The organism is Vreelandella alkaliphila, assembly GCF_016107625.1.
In the GTDB taxonomy this organism is placed as follows: Bacteria; Pseudomonadota; Gammaproteobacteria; order Pseudomonadales; family Halomonadaceae; genus Vreelandella; species Vreelandella alkaliphila.
The window spans coordinates 111,932-130,850 of sequence record NZ_JABASV010000010.1 but is presented as its reverse complement, the minus strand read 5'-3'; the positions used below and the strand labels follow the sequence as shown (position 1 = coordinate 130,850).

At 52.4% G+C, this 18,919-nt stretch carries 16 protein-coding genes and 3 tRNA genes; 3 read left to right on the top strand and 16 right to left on the bottom strand.

Features of this window, described 5'->3' with window-relative positions; translation table 11 throughout:
* Positions 1–52 precede the first annotated feature (52 nt).
* Together JFC11_RS15300 and JFC11_RS15295 are read right to left on the bottom strand one after the other, a co-directional pair.
* A complete protein-coding gene (locus JFC11_RS15300) occupies positions 53–2,983 on the bottom strand; it encodes a beta strand repeat-containing protein (RefSeq protein ID WP_198349890.1) in 2,931 nt (976 codons plus the stop codon).
* The gene (locus JFC11_RS15295; RefSeq protein ID WP_198349889.1) at positions 2,970–3,233 is read right to left on the bottom strand and encodes an ESPR domain-containing protein; all 264 of its coding nucleotides are present in this window, start codon (positions 3,231–3,233) and stop codon (positions 2,970–2,972) included. Before JFC11_RS15295 ends, JFC11_RS15300 begins: the two co-directional genes overlap by 14 nt.
* 798 nt (positions 3,234–4,031) lie before the next feature.
* Here JFC11_RS15295 and JFC11_RS15290 point away from each other — a divergent pair.
* Positions 4,032–4,814, top strand: a complete 783-nt coding sequence (locus tag JFC11_RS15290) for a response regulator transcription factor (RefSeq protein WP_051626359.1) — start codon at positions 4,032–4,034, stop codon at positions 4,812–4,814.
* A gap of 87 nt (positions 4,815–4,901) precedes the next feature.
* Here JFC11_RS15290 and purC read toward each other — a convergent pair whose 3' ends face one another.
* The 3 genes from purC to dapA all read right to left on the bottom strand — a co-directional run bounded on the left by purC (position 4,902) and on the right by dapA (position 7,610).
* The gene (purC, locus tag JFC11_RS15285) at positions 4,902–5,615 is read right to left on the bottom strand and encodes a phosphoribosylaminoimidazolesuccinocarboxamide synthase (RefSeq protein WP_038478039.1); all 714 of its coding nucleotides are present in this window, start codon (positions 5,613–5,615) and stop codon (positions 4,902–4,904) included.
* 30 nt (positions 5,616–5,645) lie between these two features.
* Complete coding sequence (bamC, locus tag JFC11_RS15280) at positions 5,646–6,644, bottom strand: outer membrane protein assembly factor BamC (RefSeq protein WP_038478041.1); 999 nt, start codon at positions 6,642–6,644, stop codon at positions 5,646–5,648.
* A gap of 81 nt (positions 6,645–6,725) precedes the next feature.
* The gene (dapA, locus tag JFC11_RS15275; protein ID WP_198349888.1) at positions 6,726–7,610 is read right to left on the bottom strand and encodes a 4-hydroxy-tetrahydrodipicolinate synthase; all 885 of its coding nucleotides are present in this window, start codon (positions 7,608–7,610) and stop codon (positions 6,726–6,728) included.
* Positions 7,611–7,999: 389 nt separating this feature from the next.
* Between dapA and JFC11_RS15270 the strand changes: the two genes are divergently transcribed.
* Positions 8,000–8,473, top strand: a complete 474-nt coding sequence (locus JFC11_RS15270; protein ID WP_038478046.1) for a peroxiredoxin — start codon at positions 8,000–8,002, stop codon at positions 8,471–8,473.
* Positions 8,474–8,583: 110 nt separating this feature from the next.
* Here JFC11_RS15270 and JFC11_RS15265 read toward each other — a convergent pair whose 3' ends face one another.
* Positions 8,584–9,681: an AI-2E family transporter gene (locus JFC11_RS15265; protein ID WP_198349887.1), complete on the bottom strand. Its 1,098-nt coding sequence runs from the start codon at positions 9,679–9,681 to the stop codon at positions 8,584–8,586.
* Positions 9,678–9,956 (bottom strand): sulfurtransferase TusA family protein, encoded by a 279-nt coding sequence (locus JFC11_RS15260; protein WP_038478052.1) that lies wholly within the window; start codon positions 9,954–9,956, stop codon positions 9,678–9,680. The genes JFC11_RS15265 and JFC11_RS15260 overlap by 4 nt, the downstream gene beginning before the upstream one ends.
* Before the next feature lie 183 nt (positions 9,957–10,139).
* On the opposite strand from JFC11_RS15260, the gene JFC11_RS15255 reads away from it, so the two are divergent.
* Entirely contained in the window at positions 10,140–11,600 is a 1,461-nt protein-coding gene (locus JFC11_RS15255) for a M48 family metalloprotease (RefSeq protein ID WP_198349886.1), read from the top strand.
* 71 nt (positions 11,601–11,671) lie between these two features.
* Here the strand turns inward: JFC11_RS15255 and nadA are convergent, their stop codons facing one another.
* The 9 genes from nadA to JFC11_RS15210 all read right to left on the bottom strand — a co-directional run bounded on the left by nadA (position 11,672) and on the right by JFC11_RS15210 (position 18,787).
* Entirely contained in the window at positions 11,672–12,700 is a 1,029-nt protein-coding gene (gene nadA / locus JFC11_RS15250; protein ID WP_198349885.1) for a quinolinate synthase NadA, read from the bottom strand.
* A gap of 289 nt (positions 12,701–12,989) precedes the next feature.
* Positions 12,990–13,065 (bottom strand) — tRNA-Lys (locus JFC11_RS15245).
* Between the two features lie 51 nt (positions 13,066–13,116).
* Positions 13,117–13,192 (bottom strand) — tRNA-Lys (locus tag JFC11_RS15240).
* A gap of 51 nt (positions 13,193–13,243) precedes the next feature.
* A tRNA-Lys gene (locus JFC11_RS15235) sits at positions 13,244–13,319 on the bottom strand.
* Between the two features lie 121 nt (positions 13,320–13,440).
* A complete protein-coding gene (gene rluB, locus JFC11_RS15230; RefSeq protein WP_038478061.1) occupies positions 13,441–14,310 on the bottom strand; it encodes a 23S rRNA pseudouridine(2605) synthase RluB in 870 nt (289 codons plus the stop codon).
* The gene (scpB, locus tag JFC11_RS15225; protein ID WP_198349884.1) at positions 14,297–15,097 is read right to left on the bottom strand and encodes an SMC-Scp complex subunit ScpB; all 801 of its coding nucleotides are present in this window, start codon (positions 15,095–15,097) and stop codon (positions 14,297–14,299) included. Before scpB ends, rluB begins: the two co-directional genes overlap by 14 nt.
* Entirely contained in the window at positions 15,094–16,053 is a 960-nt protein-coding gene (locus JFC11_RS15220) for a segregation and condensation protein A (RefSeq protein WP_198349883.1), read from the bottom strand. Before JFC11_RS15220 ends, scpB begins: the two co-directional genes overlap by 4 nt.
* A gap of 111 nt (positions 16,054–16,164) precedes the next feature.
* Entirely contained in the window at positions 16,165–17,994 is a 1,830-nt protein-coding gene (radD, locus tag JFC11_RS15215) for a DNA repair helicase RadD (protein ID WP_198349882.1), read from the bottom strand.
* Between the two features lies 1 nt (position 17,995).
* The gene (locus JFC11_RS15210) at positions 17,996–18,787 is read right to left on the bottom strand and encodes a crotonase/enoyl-CoA hydratase family protein (protein ID WP_193061910.1); all 792 of its coding nucleotides are present in this window, start codon (positions 18,785–18,787) and stop codon (positions 17,996–17,998) included.
* Positions 18,788–18,919 lie beyond the last annotated feature (132 nt).

Below are 18,919 nucleotides of genomic sequence, written 5' to 3'. Positions count from 1 at the left end.
CCTAGATACCTTTAGTATAGGGCCTGGAGGTGTCTATGAAACCTGGGGCGATTCAGTTGATTGTAAGGCTATCCGCCGTCAGATCCGGGCTAGTGGCAATCTTGATGCCACCTGCCTCATCACTGAGCACGATGTTGTCACCGGTGACGAAGTTGGCGACGTTGTCATTCTGATCAATCGTCTTAACCGCAGTACCATCGATCTGGGTGACTACGGTTTGCAGGGCGGAGTCGGCCAGCAGCAGGCTGTCTTTACTGGCTTGACTGAGATCCACCGCGTAGTCAGTGACGTTATTGGCATCGGGGGCAGCGGCGACGACGTCCACCGCACCGGAACCGGCACTCACTGATGCGCCGTCCGCATTCACGGTATAGATGTCCTGGCCGTTAATACCGGTGGCTTTATCCACACTGGCGATATTGGTGCCACCCGCGACTTCGGTCTTTGAGGCCGCGGCGGCATCGTCTAGCTGATTAAGATTGACCGCATCAGTACCCGCTACCCCAGGCGCCACACCGGAGATCGTAGTGTTACCGGCATCGATACCGGTGGCACCGATATTGACGGGGCCTGCCGTCAGGGTGCTGGTTTGAACGTCGGTAAAGGTAACGTTGTCCAGCGTGGCAATTTCAATGCCGCCCGCACCGTCAGGGCTGAGCACCATATTCTTGCCCGTCACAAAGTTAGCGTTGTTATCGCCCTTCGTCAGGGTTTTGACGTTAACACCGTCAACCTGGGTCACCACGTCCTGTAGCGCAGAATCCGCCAGCGTCAGGCTGTCTTTACTGGCTTGGCTGAGATCCACCGCGTAGTCAGTGACGTTATTGGCATCCGGGGCAGCCGCGGTGACATCCAACGCACCGGAACCAGCGCTCACTGATGCGCCGTCCGCATTCACGGTATAGATGTCCTGGCCGTTAATACCCGTGGCTTTATCCACACTGGCGATATTGGTGCCGCCTGCGACTTCAGTCTTCGAAGCGGCTGCCGCATCGTCTAGCTGATTAAGATTGACCGCATCAGTACCCGCCACCCCAGGCGCCACACTGGAGATCGTAGTGTTACCGGCATCGATACCCGTGGCACCGATGTTGACGGGGCCTGCTGTCAGAGTATCGGTCTGAACGTCGGTAAAGGTGACGTTGTCCAGTGTGGCAATTTCAATGCCGCCCGCACCGTCAGGGCTGAGCACCATATTCTTGCCCGTCACAAAGTTAGCGACGTTGTCGTTCTGATCGATCGTCTTAACTGCAGTACCATCGATCTGGGTGACCACGGTCTGTAGCGCGGAATCCGCCAGCGTCAGGCTGTCTTTGCTAGCTTGGCTAAGATCCACCGCGTAGTCAGTGACGTTATTGGCATCCGGGGCAGCGGCGGTGACGTCCACCGCACCGGAACCAGCGCTCACTGATGCGCCGTCGGCATTCACGGTGTAAATAGTCCCACCATTAGGGTTATCGCTTTCTGCCACATTCGTAACGTTTGTGCCCGCAGCCACACTAGATTGCGTAGCAACAAGCTGGCTGACATTCACCGCATCATCAAGTTCGGTACCTGCTGCTACACTGGTGATCTGGCGGCTGCCGATATCTACCGCTGACTGAGTGGCCACCGTGCCGTCAATTGCTGCTGCATCAGCAGCGGAAGCACCCAAGGGTTTATAGCCTAATATTCCAGGCCCCGTATCCGCTACAGAATTAGAGCCCAGTGCGACGCTATCCTCCAGTGTTGCTTGCGAGAAGCTGCCAATAGCCGTTGATTCTTCACCACTTGCCGTACTTTCGGCACCGAAAGCGGCAGCATAGTCAGCTGTTGCCCATGCACCACGTCCAAAGGCGGTAGAGCTTAAGCCGAGCGAGTCTGATGCTGTACCTATAGCCAGCGCATCCTGGCCCGTCGCTTCTGCTTCATCACCTAAAGCAAAGGATTGTAGACCGGTTGAAATGGAGTCACGCCCAATGGCAACGGAGCCCTCTCCAGAAGCAGTATTGCGATTACCTAATGCCAAAGCATCTGGACCGCTAACCGTATTCGTATTACCCACAACACGACTGCCATCGGCGGCGGCTGTCAGAGTATTATCGTTACCAAACGCCCCGGCATTATCAGCTTCAATGGTATTGTCGTTGCCTAACGAGTAAGAACCCGCGCCGGTGATGGTTGTTGGGTCACCGATGGCACCAGAGCCAATGCCAGATACCACATTGCCGGTGCCTATGCTGATTGACTGTGCCGCAGTGGCTTGGGCCCCTGTACCGATGGCGATGGCCTCTAGCCCGGTTGACTGCGCACTGGTACCAAACGCCAGTGAGTCAACGCCTGTCGCCTGGGTGTTATCAACAAGCTCCTGAGACGTACTGGTGAAACTACCGATCGCCAGCGCTCGCTGACCGCTGGCCGACGCAGAGGTACCAAACGCCAGCGAATCTTCACCGGTCGCAGTTGATACGGCCCCAAAGGACACGCTACGAAACCCCGTCGAGGCACTCTGGTAGCCGATGGAAGTGGAGCGACCACCGGTCGCGTAAGCGGCCGGACCAAATGCTAAATCGCTGAAGCTAGACGCGACGGACTGACCACCGACTGCCATGGAATTGATGCCATTTGCTGAACTATTAGGCCCAAACGCCAACGCCCCAGACACTGCACTAGAACCACCACCAATGGCCATAGCAGGGTTCGGAATGCTTTCAACCGCAACGGAAACGCCATTGTTATCATTACGCAAATACGCAAAAAGCCCGTTACCGCCCGCCTCGGCGCCTCCACCGATCGCGATGCCACTTCCTGCACCAATAGACGTCTCGGCACCTATCGCAACACCGTTGACAAAACCAGCTGCCGAGGCTCTGCCAATCGCAATGGTGTCGGTGGCAGACGCATTTGAATTACTGCCAATGGCTATTGCGAAGTTTGCACAGGCTGTTGACCCCTGACCAATCGAATTACGAGACGCGTTGCCATTACAATCATCCCCCCCCATTTAACTCAAAAGCCTGTACCGTCAACGAACCAGAAGCAGCGGCGACAGCACTAAAGATAAAGGCGAGACGCGGCAACCAGCCACTAGAAGGGAGTGCTGCGCAGCGATTAATTGGCCGCGGCACAACCGCCGGGGTATCGCCAACCTTTATTTCAGCGGCCGAGGATTTGCTGTGTGAACGTGCCGCTTCTGAAGCTACTACCAGCCGCCCAAGAGACCGATTCCAAACTAAGCGAAATACGTTATTCATTCCCATGCTCCCATTAACGTTGTCAGGGATTATTGTGATTAGTTTTTCTAGCTTCTTGAGCGGTAGTTAGAGTCCACCTAATTAAGCTCACTTTTATCGCCAAGCCTCAAAGATCACATACTCTCTGCTTCATAAGTCTTTTTTATGAAACGATTATTAATGATCCACAGAAACCACAGCAGCGCCTGAAACTTTATTTAATACTGAAGCTAGCACAGGGAAGTAGGCGCCTCAACAATATGAATAAACGTAAATGGGAAAATCATTGAGGAGATTTTTCAGACTCTAGCGATAGAAATCAGGAGCAAGAAGCAAGTCACCCACGCATCAACAGTCAGTTTCAAGTAGGCACTATCAATCAATGTTTAGGTTAAACGGAGAGTAAGCACTTACTAATTAAAAACAAAAAAATCGATTAAAACAAAAAAATCTATCATTAACCAAAATTATCTATTTACACCTTTGACACCAATTTACATTTCACTCGAGATGCGTATTCTGGGAAGTAGCTGACCTGCAACGTAGTTCGGTCACGTTCGGGATTGAACAGGCTGTTGTGACAGCTTTAGTAGCGAAAAGGCGAGGGACTACTAAACACTACTTGGCCAGTATGTTCAGTGCCTGCTGTTATCATCAGTAGTTGATAAAAGAGAGACTTAATGAGCTTTTCTACTTGCAAAGCTCATAGTTCAGAGCAAGTATCTAATCATGGCATCTTGATACTCTTTTTAGATCTAAGAAAAAATTGCAACCTATGCTGCTCACTTTCACTAACGAGACCTGACTTGGATACAGCCTATGCGCATTGCAGTAGTAGAAGATGAGAAGGTGGTATCGGAGCGCATCGAAAAAGCGCTTACAGATGGCTTTGCCGAGCGAGGCATAGAAGCAAACATCTTTTCTTTTGAGACCAGTAAGGCATTTATTCATACCGCCAGCCGCAATACATTCGATTTAGTCATACTTGATTGGCACTTGCCTGACGGCACCGGTATTGCGCTGCTTAATTGGATGAAAACCTATCTACAGATTATTCCTGCTGTGCTAATGGTGACTCTGCGGCAAGAAGAATCTGATATTATTCAAGCCTTAAACGCGGGAGCTGACGACTTCATCAGCAAGCCTTTTAGACCGCGCGAACTGGCTGCAAGAGCCTATGCATCAACTCGACGCCATTCGCTACGCACGCCAAGTGTTGCTCAGCAACAAACATTGGAGTTTGGCCGCATTAAGCTTAACACCAATCGTGAAACAGCATACGTGGACGGAGAAGAAGTATCGTTGACGAGGCAGGAGTTTCGCTTAGCCTTTCTTCTTCTAAACCAGCTAGGCAGCCCGCTTTCACGTTCCTACCTATATGAATATGTGTGGGGTAAAAGTGATCCGCCTGGCACGCGTACACTAGACGTTCATATTCACCGAGTGCGCAAAAAACTTAGTCTAACGTCGGAGTTCGGTTGGAATCTTGTTTCGGTTTATGGCTATGGCTACCGATTACAAGCGCTTGAAGAGATCACTGACGAGCCTTCAAGCGATGAGCCCTTCGGCGACAAACCTTCTAATGATGACGAGGCTACATAGGCAGCCCGCTTCAGAAAACCCCGCTTCGGAAATTGATACCTAAGCGGGGTTTTACTATGCACAACTCAATACAGATGTGCTTTGCGATTATTCGATATGAATACCAATCCGTCGTGCTACTTCTTCATACGCTTCAATAACACCACCTAACCCCTGGCGGAAGCGATCCTTATCAAGTTTTTCTCGCGTATTCGCATCCCATAAGCGACAGCCATCCGGAGAGAACTCATCGCCAAGGATTACATCGCCTTTGAAGACGCCAAACTCAAGTTTGTAATCGACTAGCAACATGTCGCCTTCGGCAAAAAGCTGCTTGAGCACATGATTCACTTTAAAAGTAAGTGACTTCATTTTCACCAATTGCTCAGGAGTTGCCCAGCCAAAGGTTTCTGCTAACGACTCGTTAATCATGGGGTCTCCCTTTTCATCGTTCTTTAAGAACAATTCAAAGGTGGGCGGATTCAAACTGATGCCCTCTTCCACACCCAGGCGCTTAACTAGGCCACCTGCTGCAATGTTGCGCACGACGCATTCAACGGGAATCATCTCCATTTTCTTTACTAGGCTTTCAGTATCAGAAAGCTGCTTCTCAAAATGGGTAGGAATCCCTGCCTCTTCCAGGCGCTGCATAATAAAAGCATTGAAGATGTTGTTCACTTTGCCTTTGCGGGCCAGTGACTCTTTCTTTTTGCCATCGAAAGCACTGGTATCGTCACGAAAGTGCAGTACCAACAAATCAGGGTCGTCGGTGGTATAAACAGATTTCGCTTTTCCAGCGTAGAGTTCTTGGCGCTTTTCCATAGGGGCTCCGAAAGATTTCAAAATTAAAAATTAACGTAGGTAGCCGGAGACACGCTCAAGCAGCTCGCGCTGATCATCAGCATTAAAACTACGCTCACTGGCATTAATCGCACGCAGAATGGTCTTATCACCGTCGGGTTGAAGGGCAAGACGAATTTGCTGCGACATACGGCGTACATCGGGACTGAAAACAATTTGCAGAGGATTGCGACCTCGCTCAGTTTCGGTCATGTACTCAACCAGGAATTCATAGTTTTCAGCAGAAGTGGCTAATAGGTCACGCTGACCTTCGACACTAAAGTCGAGCTCAAGATAGTGATCCAACTCTGCCCAAACTCGATCAATAGGTTGAGGAATCACAACTTCCCACTCGTCGCCCTGCTGACGCATTTGAAGCGCCTGATCTTGTGCGAGTCGTTGAGCCGTCCAAGAAGATGCGCTAGCCGTGGCACTGCGTGCACCTAGGTACTGCTCTAGGGCATCGAGACACCCAGCCACGCTTTGCCCCGCTTGCTCACAGCGCACCTCACTACTGCCCGCCCTTAGCGCGCTTTGTAGCTTCAACGTGGCTTGAGAAGTCACTATGACACCTTGATTCGCATCGCTTTGCTGAATACCTAGCTGTCGACTATTCGCGAACGCTTCTAACTGAGGCCAAACGGCTCCCGTATCTGCCGCAACCACCAACCATGTCTGATTACCCACCTGACGACGCTCTACGAATTCAGGTTCTAAACCGCTCCCAATCGTCAACGTCTGAGGGGGGGCAATTTCGGCCGCCTCATCAATACGGCTACCTTGCATAGCTACCTGGGGCACAGGCATGGCATCACGGTAACGTTGAGTATTGCGGGTTTCTGGCAGTACTAAGGGGGGCGCTGGGGTAGCTTCAGTATAATCCAAATTGCGGTCGTGATAGTAACCGTCATCGCGCGCGCATCCAGCAAGCGTGACAGCCGCTGCGAGAGCCAGCGGTATCCATTTAAGCGCACGTTTTTCAAGCAAACGTTTTTCCAGAACAGGGCTCATCAAGCCACCTTTACAGTCAACAGGTCGAGTACTCGACGCGTTAACAAACCACGACGAGTAGCAAAAGGGGATTACGTCGAATTACTCCTCTACGACACCCGCCAACTGCAGCGCTTCACTAACAGTGGCATGGTACTTTTCCGACAGCCAAGTTAACGGCAGACGAATCCCGGCGTCCATATATCCCATGCGATGCAGTGCCCACTTAACCGGAATCGGGTTAGCTTCAATGCCTAAATTTGTATGTAACGGCATCAAACGCGTATTAATTTGGTGAGCCTTGTCCGAATCACCAGCTACGGCTGCAGCGCAGAGCTCATGCATCGCTTTAGGTGCTACGTTCGCAGTAACAGAAATATCCCCGTGGCCACCCATCAGCATGAAGTCACAGGCCGTGGCATCGTCACCGGAATAGAGCATAAAATCACTGCCCTTCAAGCGGGCAATTAGATCCTCAGCGCGCTCAAGGTTCCCGGTAGCATCTTTCAAACCGATAATATTCTTCACCTCGGCTAAACGTACTACCGTTTCATTATATAGATCAGAGCAAGTACGACCGGGGACGTTATAAAGAATTACCGGCAGTTTGCTTCCTTCAGCCACCGCTTTGAAATGTTGATAGAGGCCTTCCTGAGTCGGTTTGTTATAGTAAGGGCAAACCGATAAACAGTAATCTGCGCCGACTTCGCTAGCGTAACGAGCTAACTCAACCGCCTCTGATGTGGCGTTCGCTCCCGTGCCGGCGATCACCGGAATACGACCATTCACCTCTTCTACCACGCTGCGGATCACATCAAAGTGCTCAGCAAATGTCATGGTCGTAGGTTCGCCCGTGGTGCCCGCTGCGACAATGGCATCAGTGCCATTATCGAGGTGGAAGTTCACCAGGCGACGAAGCGCCTCCCAGTCGATGTCGCCATTGACTTTCATCGGCGTCGCCAGGGCGACAATGCTGCCTGTGATCATCCGTTTTTTCCTCACCTGCAAAATTATAAAATTAAGCTACTGACGATGTTCATTGAAAATCGAGAAGCTTCGACCATAAGGGCTCTATTTATAAGAGCCTGTCCATATTATAAGAGCCTGTCTATACGAGCCTATCCACAAAAGCTCTGACCACTAGAACGAGCACATCGGGGCGATTTAACCTACTGCCATTTTATGCCTTGAACACTTTGCTGTCGTCCCAAGGGAGGCTACAGACAGCAAATGGTACTCAGGCGGCTCGAACCTGTACAGCGTAAAGCGCTGAGAGTTTTCTCACCTACTCATCACTGGGCGCCTATTCGCTTTGACATAATAGCGTTACTTGCGTGTAATCAACTAAGTAAGTCATCTCATTAAAGGAGCTCTTCATGTCCGTAAAACTCAACCACCCGGTACCTGACTTTTCCGCCCCAGCCACCAGTGATACGACGGTGACGCTGTCTGAGCTGCGTGGCAAGCAGGTGGTTATCTATTTTTATCCAAAGGCCAGCACCCCAGGGTGCACTACCGAAGGCGGAGACTTTAGAGACCGCAAGCCACGATTCGATGCTGCCAATACGGTTATTATCGGCGTTTCTAGAGATGGTATCCGTGCTCAGGAGAACTTCAAAGCTAAGCAAGATTTTAACTTCGAGCTTATCTCCGATAAGGACGAAACCGTATGCCAGATTTTTGACGTTATCAAACTTAAAAAAATGTACGGCAAAGAGCATCTTGGCATTGAACGCAGTACCTTCCTAATCGACAGCGAGGGTAAACTTGCCCAAGAGTGGCGCGGCGTTAAAGTACCAGGGCATGCCGATGAAGTACTAACAGCAGCAGAAGCGCTTCACGCCAACTAACAAAGTCAAGAGCACCGCATCCTTTGCGGGTACAGCGCGAAGCGGTGCCTCGACTGATTCCCAGGCAATTTTCCGTTCGCGCCTCGTGTACTACGGTTAGATGACGCCTGCTAATGTTCAGCCAATGGAAGCTGCTTTTCTCCCTCTCTCTCTGCCATTCCTCTGGGCCATGCATAAACCAGTGCTTTTAGCAGGGTGGCCAGGGGAATCGCAAAGAAAACGCCCCAGAACCCCCAGATACCACCAAAAAACAGCACCGCGACAATAATGGAAACCGGGTGAATATTATTCGTTTCTGAAAACAACACCGGTGCAAGCACATTCCCATCAAGCGCTTGAATAACGCCGTAAGCAACAACGACATAAGCAAACTGCTCACTGATCCCAAAATGAAACCCGGCAACGGCTGCCACGGGAATGGTGACCACCGCCGCTCCAATGTATGGCACCAGAACAGAAAAACCCACCAGCACTGCTAACAAGGCGGTGTAAGGTAAGCCAAAGAAAGCGAAGGTAAAAAAAGCGACCGTACCAACGATAATAATCTCTATCGATTTGCCGCGTATGTAATTTGCAATCTGACGATCCATCTCATGCCAAATACGCGTTAACAGCGTACGCTTTTGCGGTAGCAACGACAGCGTAAAACCTACCAAAGACTGGCGATCCTTTAGCATGAAGAATACCAGTATCGGCACTAACACTAAGTAAATAATCAACGACATAATATTGCCGAGCGATGCCAGTGACAGCGTTAATGCACGCTGTCCTAGCTGGCTAATTTCCCGGCTGGCAACGCCTATCCAACTCTGCATTTGATCGGGGGTGATTAAGTTAGGATAACGAGCCTGAAGTTCGTCTAACCACCCTTGGCCGCTAGCAAACATACGCGGCGTTTCCTGAACAAGCCCGACAAGTTGGTTCCAAATCAGCGGCATCAAAATAAAGGCCATCGTTAGCAACACGCTAACAAACGCCACAAACACAACAATGACCGCTAGCAAATGAGGCACACCGCGTCGCGTCAAGGCACTCACTACGCCCTGCAGTAAAAAAGCTATCACAAGCGCGGTGAAGAACGGCGCTAGCATCCTGCCAAACCAAATAATGGCCGCAAAACCAGCTACCAATACCAAGAGAAGAATTAACGCCTCTTCGTCTGAAAAGTAGCGATCAATCCAACTTTTCAGAATAGTGCGCATGGTCATGAGTGAGACATCCCTGCTTTGCGTATCCAAAAATAGTACATATCGCCATGCTGCTCGCGTGCTTCTAACACATGATCACTAAGCTCAGTGAAAGATGCCATATCACGCCACGAACCAGCATCCGTTGCTCTTACTTCAAGCAATTGACCTGGGGCCAGCCCTGCCAACGCCTGTTTGGCTTTTAATAATGGCAGCGGGCAGTGCAACCCGGTAGCGTCCAACACCGTATCGGGTTTAATGCTATCGTTTGACCTAGACTCTGTGTGCTCGGACATACCCTCTCCCCCAAAAGACCTACTTGATCAAAATACTTACTTGAATACGGCATTGTTACATAAACTATTTCTTTAAAACGGTCGCTGAGAATTTGATTTAACGGCACTTACCTGCCTGAATCAATGTCACACCGCTGTTTGCTGCGTATATTACTTGAAAATCAGGAACACCATGAGGATGCCATGCTGCACCTTCGATTCGCACTTTCTCGCCGAGCCTACGCGCTAGCGTTCATGCTGAGTGTCGCCAGTGTTAGCCCTCCCAGCTTTGGCTTCGACGATTATCAGCTCCCAAGCCTAGGTGGCGCTTCAACCTCTGTCAGTAACGAGGAGTATCGCCTGGGTCGCGCTTGGCTTCGTCAATTTCGTGCCCAGGCACCACAGTGGCAAGACCCTATTGTAAATGACTACCTAGATAGTCTAGTTGCACGCCTTGCTCCCCACAGCCAGCTTGGCAACCTTCGCACAACGACCGTGATGGTTGATAACGGCTCTCTCAATGCTTTCGCAGTCCCAGGGGGAGTCATAGGTATCAATTCAGGGTTATTTGCCTTCGCTGAAGATGAGGGAGCCTTTGTGTCGGTTATCGCCCACGAGTTAGGCCACCTATCTCAACGACACTACGCCAGGGGCAGTGCACGTGCGGAGCAAACACAGCTGCCTGCAATGGCCGCCATGCTGGCCGGCATGCTCATTGCCGCTAGCGGAGGCGGCGATGCGGGCATGGCCGCCGCTATGGGTTCCCAAGCGGCGCTAATTCAAGACCAATTGTCTTATTCACGACGCTTTGAGCAAGAGGCCGACCGGGTTGGTCTGCAGGCAATGGCAAGCGCTGGATACAACCCTGATGCGATGGTGCGGATGTTCGGTGCCATGCAGCGGATGGCACGACTCCAGGGCGGCACGCCACCAGAGTTCTTACTTACCCACCCGGTGAGCGATAGCCGACTAAGTGATGCTCAAGCACGCGCATCACAGCTAAATATTGCCGACGCCTATACCAGCGACACGTTATACGACATGATGCGCGCCCGCGCACTTTTGAGCATTTACCACAACACACCGCAACAAGCTGCGTCACGACTTGCTCAAGAGAATAGCGAAGAACAAGCGCAACGCTATCTATCAGCGCTAATTGCAGCTCGAAATGGCCAAACAGACAACGCACTGCAAACCATTGACCAATTGGCCCGCGAGCTACCTGACTACGGCATGCTACCTGCTTCTGCCGCTACCGTTGCGCTAGAAGCACAGCGCTATGAGGAGGCTATTACGCGTAGCCAGCGTCTGCTTCGCATCATGCCCAACTACTTACCTGCTCAATTGGTGTTAGCTGAAGCACAGCTCCAGCGCGATCCGCAAGCAGCCTATGAGTTATTACGTGATATTACTGATCAGCACCCTGAAACCCCTCAAGGGTTCAATCTTCTTGCCGAAGCAGCCGGACGCAGTGGCTATAACGGTTGGGGACACTTAGCGCGAGCAGAACACTTACAGCTAACGGGTAGAATTGACCGCGGTATTCGCCAGTTGAGTATCGCCAAAGATGCCGCACAGCAAGAGAATGATCAACAGGCACTGGCGCGTATCGAACAACGCAGGGAAGCGTTCATTGAATATCGAGAGGCGCTAGAGAAGTTTTGACGTTTCACAAAAACAGCCCGCATGCTTATCGCATTCGGGCTGTCGCCTTGCTGCTATGGAGAGTTTATACGCTAGGCATTAAAGTTTAGCATTCGCTCTAATGGTCTTAACGCCTGCAGGCGCAGCGTGTCATCAACAAAAATCTCACCGCTACCGTCACGCAACGCACCAGCCAAGTTATCCAGAGCATTCATCGCCATCCAGGGGCAATGTGCGCAGCTACGGCAGGTCGCACCGTTACCTGCAGTGGGCGCCTCAAATAGTGTTTTATCGGGCACCGCCTGCTGCATTTTAAAGAAAATGCCGCGATCAGTAGCAACGATCAGTTTGTCATTGGGCAACGTTTGCGCGGCTTTGATCAGTTGAGAGGTTGAACCTGCAACATCGGCCAATTTGACCACGGCATCGGGCGATTCCGGGTGCACCAGTACAGCAGCTTCAGGATAAAGACGCTTAAGATCTTCAATCCCCTTTGCCTTAAACTCTTCGTGAACGATACAGGCACCGTCCCACATCAGCATATCTGCACCGGTTTTTTTCTGTATATAACCGCCTAAATGCTTATCCGGCGCCCACAGTATTTTTTCACCTTGGGCTTGAAGGTGCTCAATAACTTCGACTGCAATCGAAGAGGTGACGACCCAGTCAGCGCGGGCTTTTACAGCAGCAGAGGTATTGGCGTATACCACAACGGTACGATCCGGATGCGCATCACAAAAAGCGCTAAACTCGTCAGATGGGCAGCCAATATCCAGCGAACAGGTCGCTTCCAGGGTGGGCATTAAGACGCGTTTTTCTGGCGATAGAATTTTCGCTGTTTCCCCCATGAAGCGTACACCTGCAACCACCAGCGTTGTTGCATCGTGCCGCGCACCAAAGCGCGCCATTTCAAGGGAGTCAGCAACACAGCCACCGGTCTCTTCAGCCAGCTGTTGAATGGCATCATCGGTGTAGTAATGGGCGACGAGCACCGCATTGTGTGCTTTTAGCAACTGCTTGATTTCGGCTACCCGTGCCTCATCTTCCGCAGGAATGCGGGTAGGGCAGTACGGGCTGGGGAGCGGAGCGTCAAGCTCAGCTTGAGTAGTCATAATAGTCATCGTGTCTACCACTGTGACGAACAGGGAATCCCCCTGTTAAACACCGGCCACGGCGTGTGCACTCCGCAAACGCCGCACTCGATGCGACAAGCCTCTGCGTCTCTCGCGGTGACTCGTCGCTCTGCCCGCCATTAGCCCGGGCAGCGCTACCGTGACATCATTGGTAGCTATAACTAAGACTATTGTGGTGTTAAATCGTTGCCCGCTGCAAGCATAAAGTGTGCGATAGAACGCTTTATCACCGAATAGCAAAACGCCCCTGGCAGCAAGCTACCAAGGGCGTTAAATTTGGTGGGTCGTGTAGGATTCGAACCTACGACCAATTGATTAAAAGTCAACTGCTCTACCAACTGAGCTAACGACCCAAATTTTGCTACGCACCTAGTTGACCACTTGGCGCTATAAACTGGTTCGAATGGTGGGTCGTGTAGGATTCGAACCTACGACCAATTGATTAAAAGTCAACTGCTCTACCAACTGAGCTAACGACCCAAATTTTGCTACGCACCTAGTTGACCACTTGGCGCTATAAACTGGTTCGAATGGTGGGTCGTGTAGGATTCGAACCTACGACCAATTGATTAAAAGTCAACTGCTCTACCAACTGAGCTAACGACCCCCTCGAACGGATGCATATAGTACGGATAGAGCTCGCCAATAGCAAGCCTTTTTTACCTTTCAACAATAAGCATCCGTCAAAATCACTCTTTTTAGCTACTTCCAACCACTCTTAATTATTCCTAGCCACGCTTAGGCTTACGCATAGCTTGAACCGGGCGGCGTTTGTGTTTATCACGGCTCCAGCGATTTTTCTCGTCGGGTGTTAGTGCAGGTACCTTGCGAGTTTCCAGGTTTGCCAATGTGGCCAGGTCGTCGACTTCATCCTGGGAAAGCTCAACCCACTCGCCTGCTTTGGCGCGCTTATCAAGGAAGATGTTGCCGTAGCGCACCCGCTTCAGACGACTAACTGTTAGCCCCTGAGATTCCCACAAGCGACGCACTTCGCGGTTACGACCTTCTAAAATCACCACGTGGAACCAGGTATTAATGCCTTCGCCACCAAACTCTTGTACGTCAGTAAAGCGCGCAGGACCATCTTCTAACATGACGCCATCAACCATGGCGACAATATGTTCGCGCTTGACTTCACCCATCACTCGAACCGCGTACTCACGCTCTACCTGGGTCGAAGGGTGCATTAGTCGGTTAGCAAGCTCGCCATCTGTGGTGAATAGCAACAAGCCGCTAGTGTTAATATCCAAACGGCCAATGGCAACCCAGCGCTCGCCTTTCAGCCGCGGAAGACGTTCAAACACCGTGCGACGCCCTTCTGGGTCTTTGCGTGTGCACAGCTCACCTTCCGGCTTGTTGTACATAATCACACGGCGCGGCACTTCCTCTTCGGGGCGCAGCGACACAGGGCGATCATCAAAACTGACCTTGTCGCGGGCTTCTACTCGGTCGCCTAACTTGGCTACCTGGCTATTAACCTTTACCCGTCCGTCGGAAATGGCAGTTTCCATTTCGCGACGTGACCCTAGCCCTGCCCGGGCCAGTACTTTTTGCAGCTTTTCACTGGTGGGGGGCGTGGTGTTATTACTCTGACTCATGGTCGTCTGACCTCACATCGTTAGTCTGCGTGCGCGCATCATCATCGTTACGCTGCGCACGTGCCGCTAGGCGTGCCTCTAAATCGGCAAAACTCAGCGGCTGGGTTAACGCCGTCTCGGCGTGTTTATCAGCTATCTCTGCTGCAACAATCTCAGCTGAGTTTATCTCTTCACTCTGGGGTGGCGCATCCTGCACGGTTTCTGGCGTTTCGTCCAGTGCTGGTTGCGCTTCATCTTGCTCAATAACCGTATCGCTATCATCGGCATTGACCAGCTCATGCATCGGCGGCAATGCATCCAAGGTTTTCAGGCCAAAATCATCTAAAAAGCTGCGGGTGGTGGCATAAACAGCTGGTCGCCCAGGCACATCTCGGTGGCCTACCACGCGAATCCATCCCCGCTCCATTAGCGTACGGATAATAGAGCTGCTAACACTTACACCGCGCACGTCTTCGATATCACCCCGCGTCACCGGCTGTCGATAGGCAATCAGCGCCAGTGTTTCCAACAATGCCCGGGAGTATCGCTGTGGCCGCTCATCCCATAGGCGCGACACCCAATGAGAGAGCCGTGGGCGAATACGCAACTGGAACCCTGATGCGGTCTCTACTAGCTCCAGCGCCCCGTCTTCATGGCGCAGGACAAGGCGGGACAACGTATCGCGCAGTGCTTTTTTAGACGGGCACTCGTCTGCTAAAAACAGCGTTTCAAGTCGCTCTAGAGAAAGCGGCTCGCCAGCGGCAAGTAATGCCGCTTCAATAATATCGTCTAACGTGGTGTCTCTCACGGCGACTCCTCGTCAGGTTCAAATGCTGACTCCTCAAACGCAGACTCTGAGACGTCATCGTCTGAGTCAGCCTCTTCAAATGCGCTCTCTTCTCCATCCGTGAGGGCTGCACGTCGCGCACGCACATGAATGGGCGACAGTGGCGCGTTCTGTACAATTTCGATCATGGCTTCTTTGGCTAATTCTAAAATGGCCATAAACGTAACAACGACTCCAGCACGCCCCTCTTCCAGCGTAAACAACGCTTCAAACGGGGTATAGCGCTGATGGTCCCCGTCGTGACTTAACTGCTCCATAATTTTCAGCATGCGTTCGCGGGTAGAGAGAACCTCACGGCTGATTTGGTGGGCTTGCGCCAACTCAGCGCGTTTCAGAATATCTGACAGCGCTCCCAACAGTTCATCTAACCCTACATCGGGATGAATTACCCGCGCCTCTAACGGGGGCAGACCCGCCTGCACACTAAACCAGTCACGCCCTACCCGAGGCAGCGTGTCCAACGTTTCGGCGGCTTCCTTTAAGCGCTCATACTCTTGCAGACGGCGAATTAGCTCAGCCCTGGGATCTTCTTCCTCTTCGCCTTCTGCCTTCGGTGGGCGTGGCAGTAGTGTGCGGGATTTAATTTCCGCCAGCATAGCCGCCATTAATAAGTACTCTCCGGCCAGCTCAATCTCCATGGCTTTCATCAGTTCCACATACTCAATGTATTGATGAGTAATAGTCGCCACATTGATCGTCAAGATATCCAGGTTCTGACGGCGAATAAGATAGAGCAGCAGATCAAGCGGCCCTTCGAAAGCCTCTAGAAACACGCGTAGCGCCTCCGGAGGTATATAGAGATCCTCCGGCAACTGCATGATGGGCTCATCAAACAGACGCCCAAGCGCTTCCACTACCGGTTCAGCAGCTGGCTCAATAAGTTCGTGATCAACGGGGGCGTTTGGCGTCTCGCTCACGCGGGGCGTGTTCCTTTTTAGTTAAACATCCATGGTTAGTTAAGCGCCCATGGTTAGTTAAATGGCTATGCCCGCCAGTGTAACAGCGTGCCACCTATCGAGGCATTATCGCTAGCCTGCCTCAGCCGCCTTGCGATAACGCCCTTGGTAGTCAAACAGCTTATCGCGAAGCTGCCAGTGCCGTCCGACTTTACGCCCCACAACAAAATCAGGATGGCGCAGGCGGCGCTGCTCTTCGACCACCTCGGTCGGCGAAGCAGGCTGCCACTTAGCGCCTGGGGCACGCAGGTGGTTACGTAAAAAAACAGCATAAAATGCCCGCCGTTGAGCAGGCGTTTCCAGCGCAAACCACTCCGCCAAGCTCGCGCCATCTTCATCGTAATAGGTCACTTTTAGACGTGGCAGCCCCCGCCCATTGGCCGTGGCCTCTAACTGCATACCGCTGACTCGCAGCACTTTGGCATCTTTTAATTTGAGTGCGTCTTTGAGCTTATCGTCGGCATCCACCAGCAGTTGCTCGCAACCATGACATCGGCGGGCGGCAATATCATTCTCAGCGCCACACTGCTCACAAACTTTAAAGCGAAAACGAAAATCACACTGTTTTTGATAAATGCCCTGCCTGCCCTTGCCCGGCTTAGCGGGCGGATTGGGATTGTCTACCAGCCCCTGGCAGCGGCGGCCAAAATGCTCAATCACCAGCTCTCCATCACGCTTACCCCAAAACAGATTGGCATGGCCACACGCTGGACACTCAACCTGGACCGGTTCGCTGTCGCTGTCTGGTTTGGGCTCGCCGACTTCTGGCGCATAAAGATCCCAGGGATTGCCGGCGAAATCCAACACTAGGCAGTTGGTTTTATCCGGTGATAAACGCAGCCCTCGACCAACAATCTGCTGGTAAAGGCTCACCGATTCTGTGGGCCGCAGAATAGCGATTAGATCCACATGGGGCGCATCGAACCCTGTGGTTAGCACGGCCACATTAACTAGAAACTTAAGCTCACGCGCCTTGAACGCCTCAATCAGAGAGGCGCGCTCTTGGGAGGCCGTCGCGCCGGTAATCAGCGCCGCTTGGTCCGCAGGTAAGTAGCTGATGATTTCTTCAGCATGAGCGACCGTTGCGGCAAAAACCATTACCCCTTGACGTTCTTCAGCGTACTCAACCACCTGCTGAATAATCCTTGGCGTAGCACGGCTACCGGCAACAACGCGATTGAGCTCTTCCTCACGAAACAACCCACTGGGCGCAGGGGCCAAGGCAGAAAAATCGTAGCCTTCAATGGCCATATCCAGCCGTTTAGGCGCCGCCAAAAAACCTTGTTTCACCATCAATCGTAGCGGCTGTTCAAAGACGCAGTCGGCAAAGAAGCACGCTTCATCGCCACGCACCATGCCATGGTGATGGCGGTGGTAGATAAATCCCTGCCCTAACCGAAACGGCGTAGCGGTTAAGCCGAGAATTTTTAGCTGTGGGTTCTGACGCTGCAGATGCTCAATCACTTGGCGATAGCTGGCATCTTTTTCCAGCGATACTCGGTGGCATTCATCAATCACCAGTAACGTAAAACTGGCGTCACTGAAGCGCTCCAGATTACGCACCACCGACTGCACCGAGCCAAACACCACTTGTCGGCTGGCTTCTTTACGCTTAAGACCTGCACTGAAAATATCTGCCTGAAGCCCGTAGGCTTGGTACTTGGCATGATTTTGCTCAACCAGCTCACGCACGTGGGCCAGCACCAGCACACGGCCACGGGCTAGCCTGGCCAGCTCAGCAATCACTAACGACTTACCGCTCCCAGTGGGCAATACCACCACTGCAGGCGCGCTGCTGGCACGGAAGTGGCCCACCACGCGCTTTACAGCCTCCGTTTGGTAGGGGCGTAAACGGGGTGGTGGGCCAGAAATGGGATCGCTGGAAGGGCTGAATTGAGGCATGTCAGTCGAAACGCGGGGCGCGACGCTCCATTCGTGCACTCACCGCCTCACGCTGCTCGGCACCGGCTAAAAGCTGCTGCTGCAAATGCGCTTCGAGGGCTAGTCGATCACGAGGGGCTAAATCCGGACTGCATGCAAACAGTTCACGAGCCGCAGCGACGGCACGAGGTGAGCGCGAGGCAATAAGCGCAGCGGTTTCCCGGGCGGCTTCCTGGGGCGTATCGCTCAGGCGGCTGCCCAAGCCCAACTGATAGGCCTCTTCACCTGATACCTTGCGCCCACTTATCGCCAATTCCTGGAGTACATCCTGACGCAGCCCCGCTCCAGTCACGCTAATGGCCATATCAGGGATGATCCCCCAGTCGATCTCAAGCAGCGCCAGACGTGCGCGGGGGTGGAGAATGCGGATATCGGCGCCCAAGGCTATCTGCAAGCCGCCGCCGTAAACATGCCCGTGCAGAGCAGCCACCACGGGAACGCCCGCCTCGCGCCAGCCTAGAGCCAAGCGCTGAACCGGGTTGATACCCGCTTCATCGGACGCCAGCAGGGTGGGCAGCCGCTCCGCCTCGCTCATGATCGACGCCATATCGAGCCCCGCGCAAAAGCTGTCACCATCGCCGCTCAAGACCACCGCACGCAGCCCAGCGAGCTGGGTCAGGCACTGTTGGGCTGCCAACAGACCATCAATCATGGCCCAATCCAGGCCATTATGGTGGTCAGGTCGCGACAACATGACCTCAGCCACGTGGTCAGCGAAGGTTAGGGTCACACGTTCATTGAGGATTTGATGCATTCGAGCTCCCAGAAGATTCCTTTGGCTCGCCATCGATGGGCGATAGCTGAGCTTGTGAAGTAGTGCGCTCATGACGTGATAAAAGCGCTTGTGAACTGAGTGTGGCGCGAAGATGAAGCATTTTCAAACACA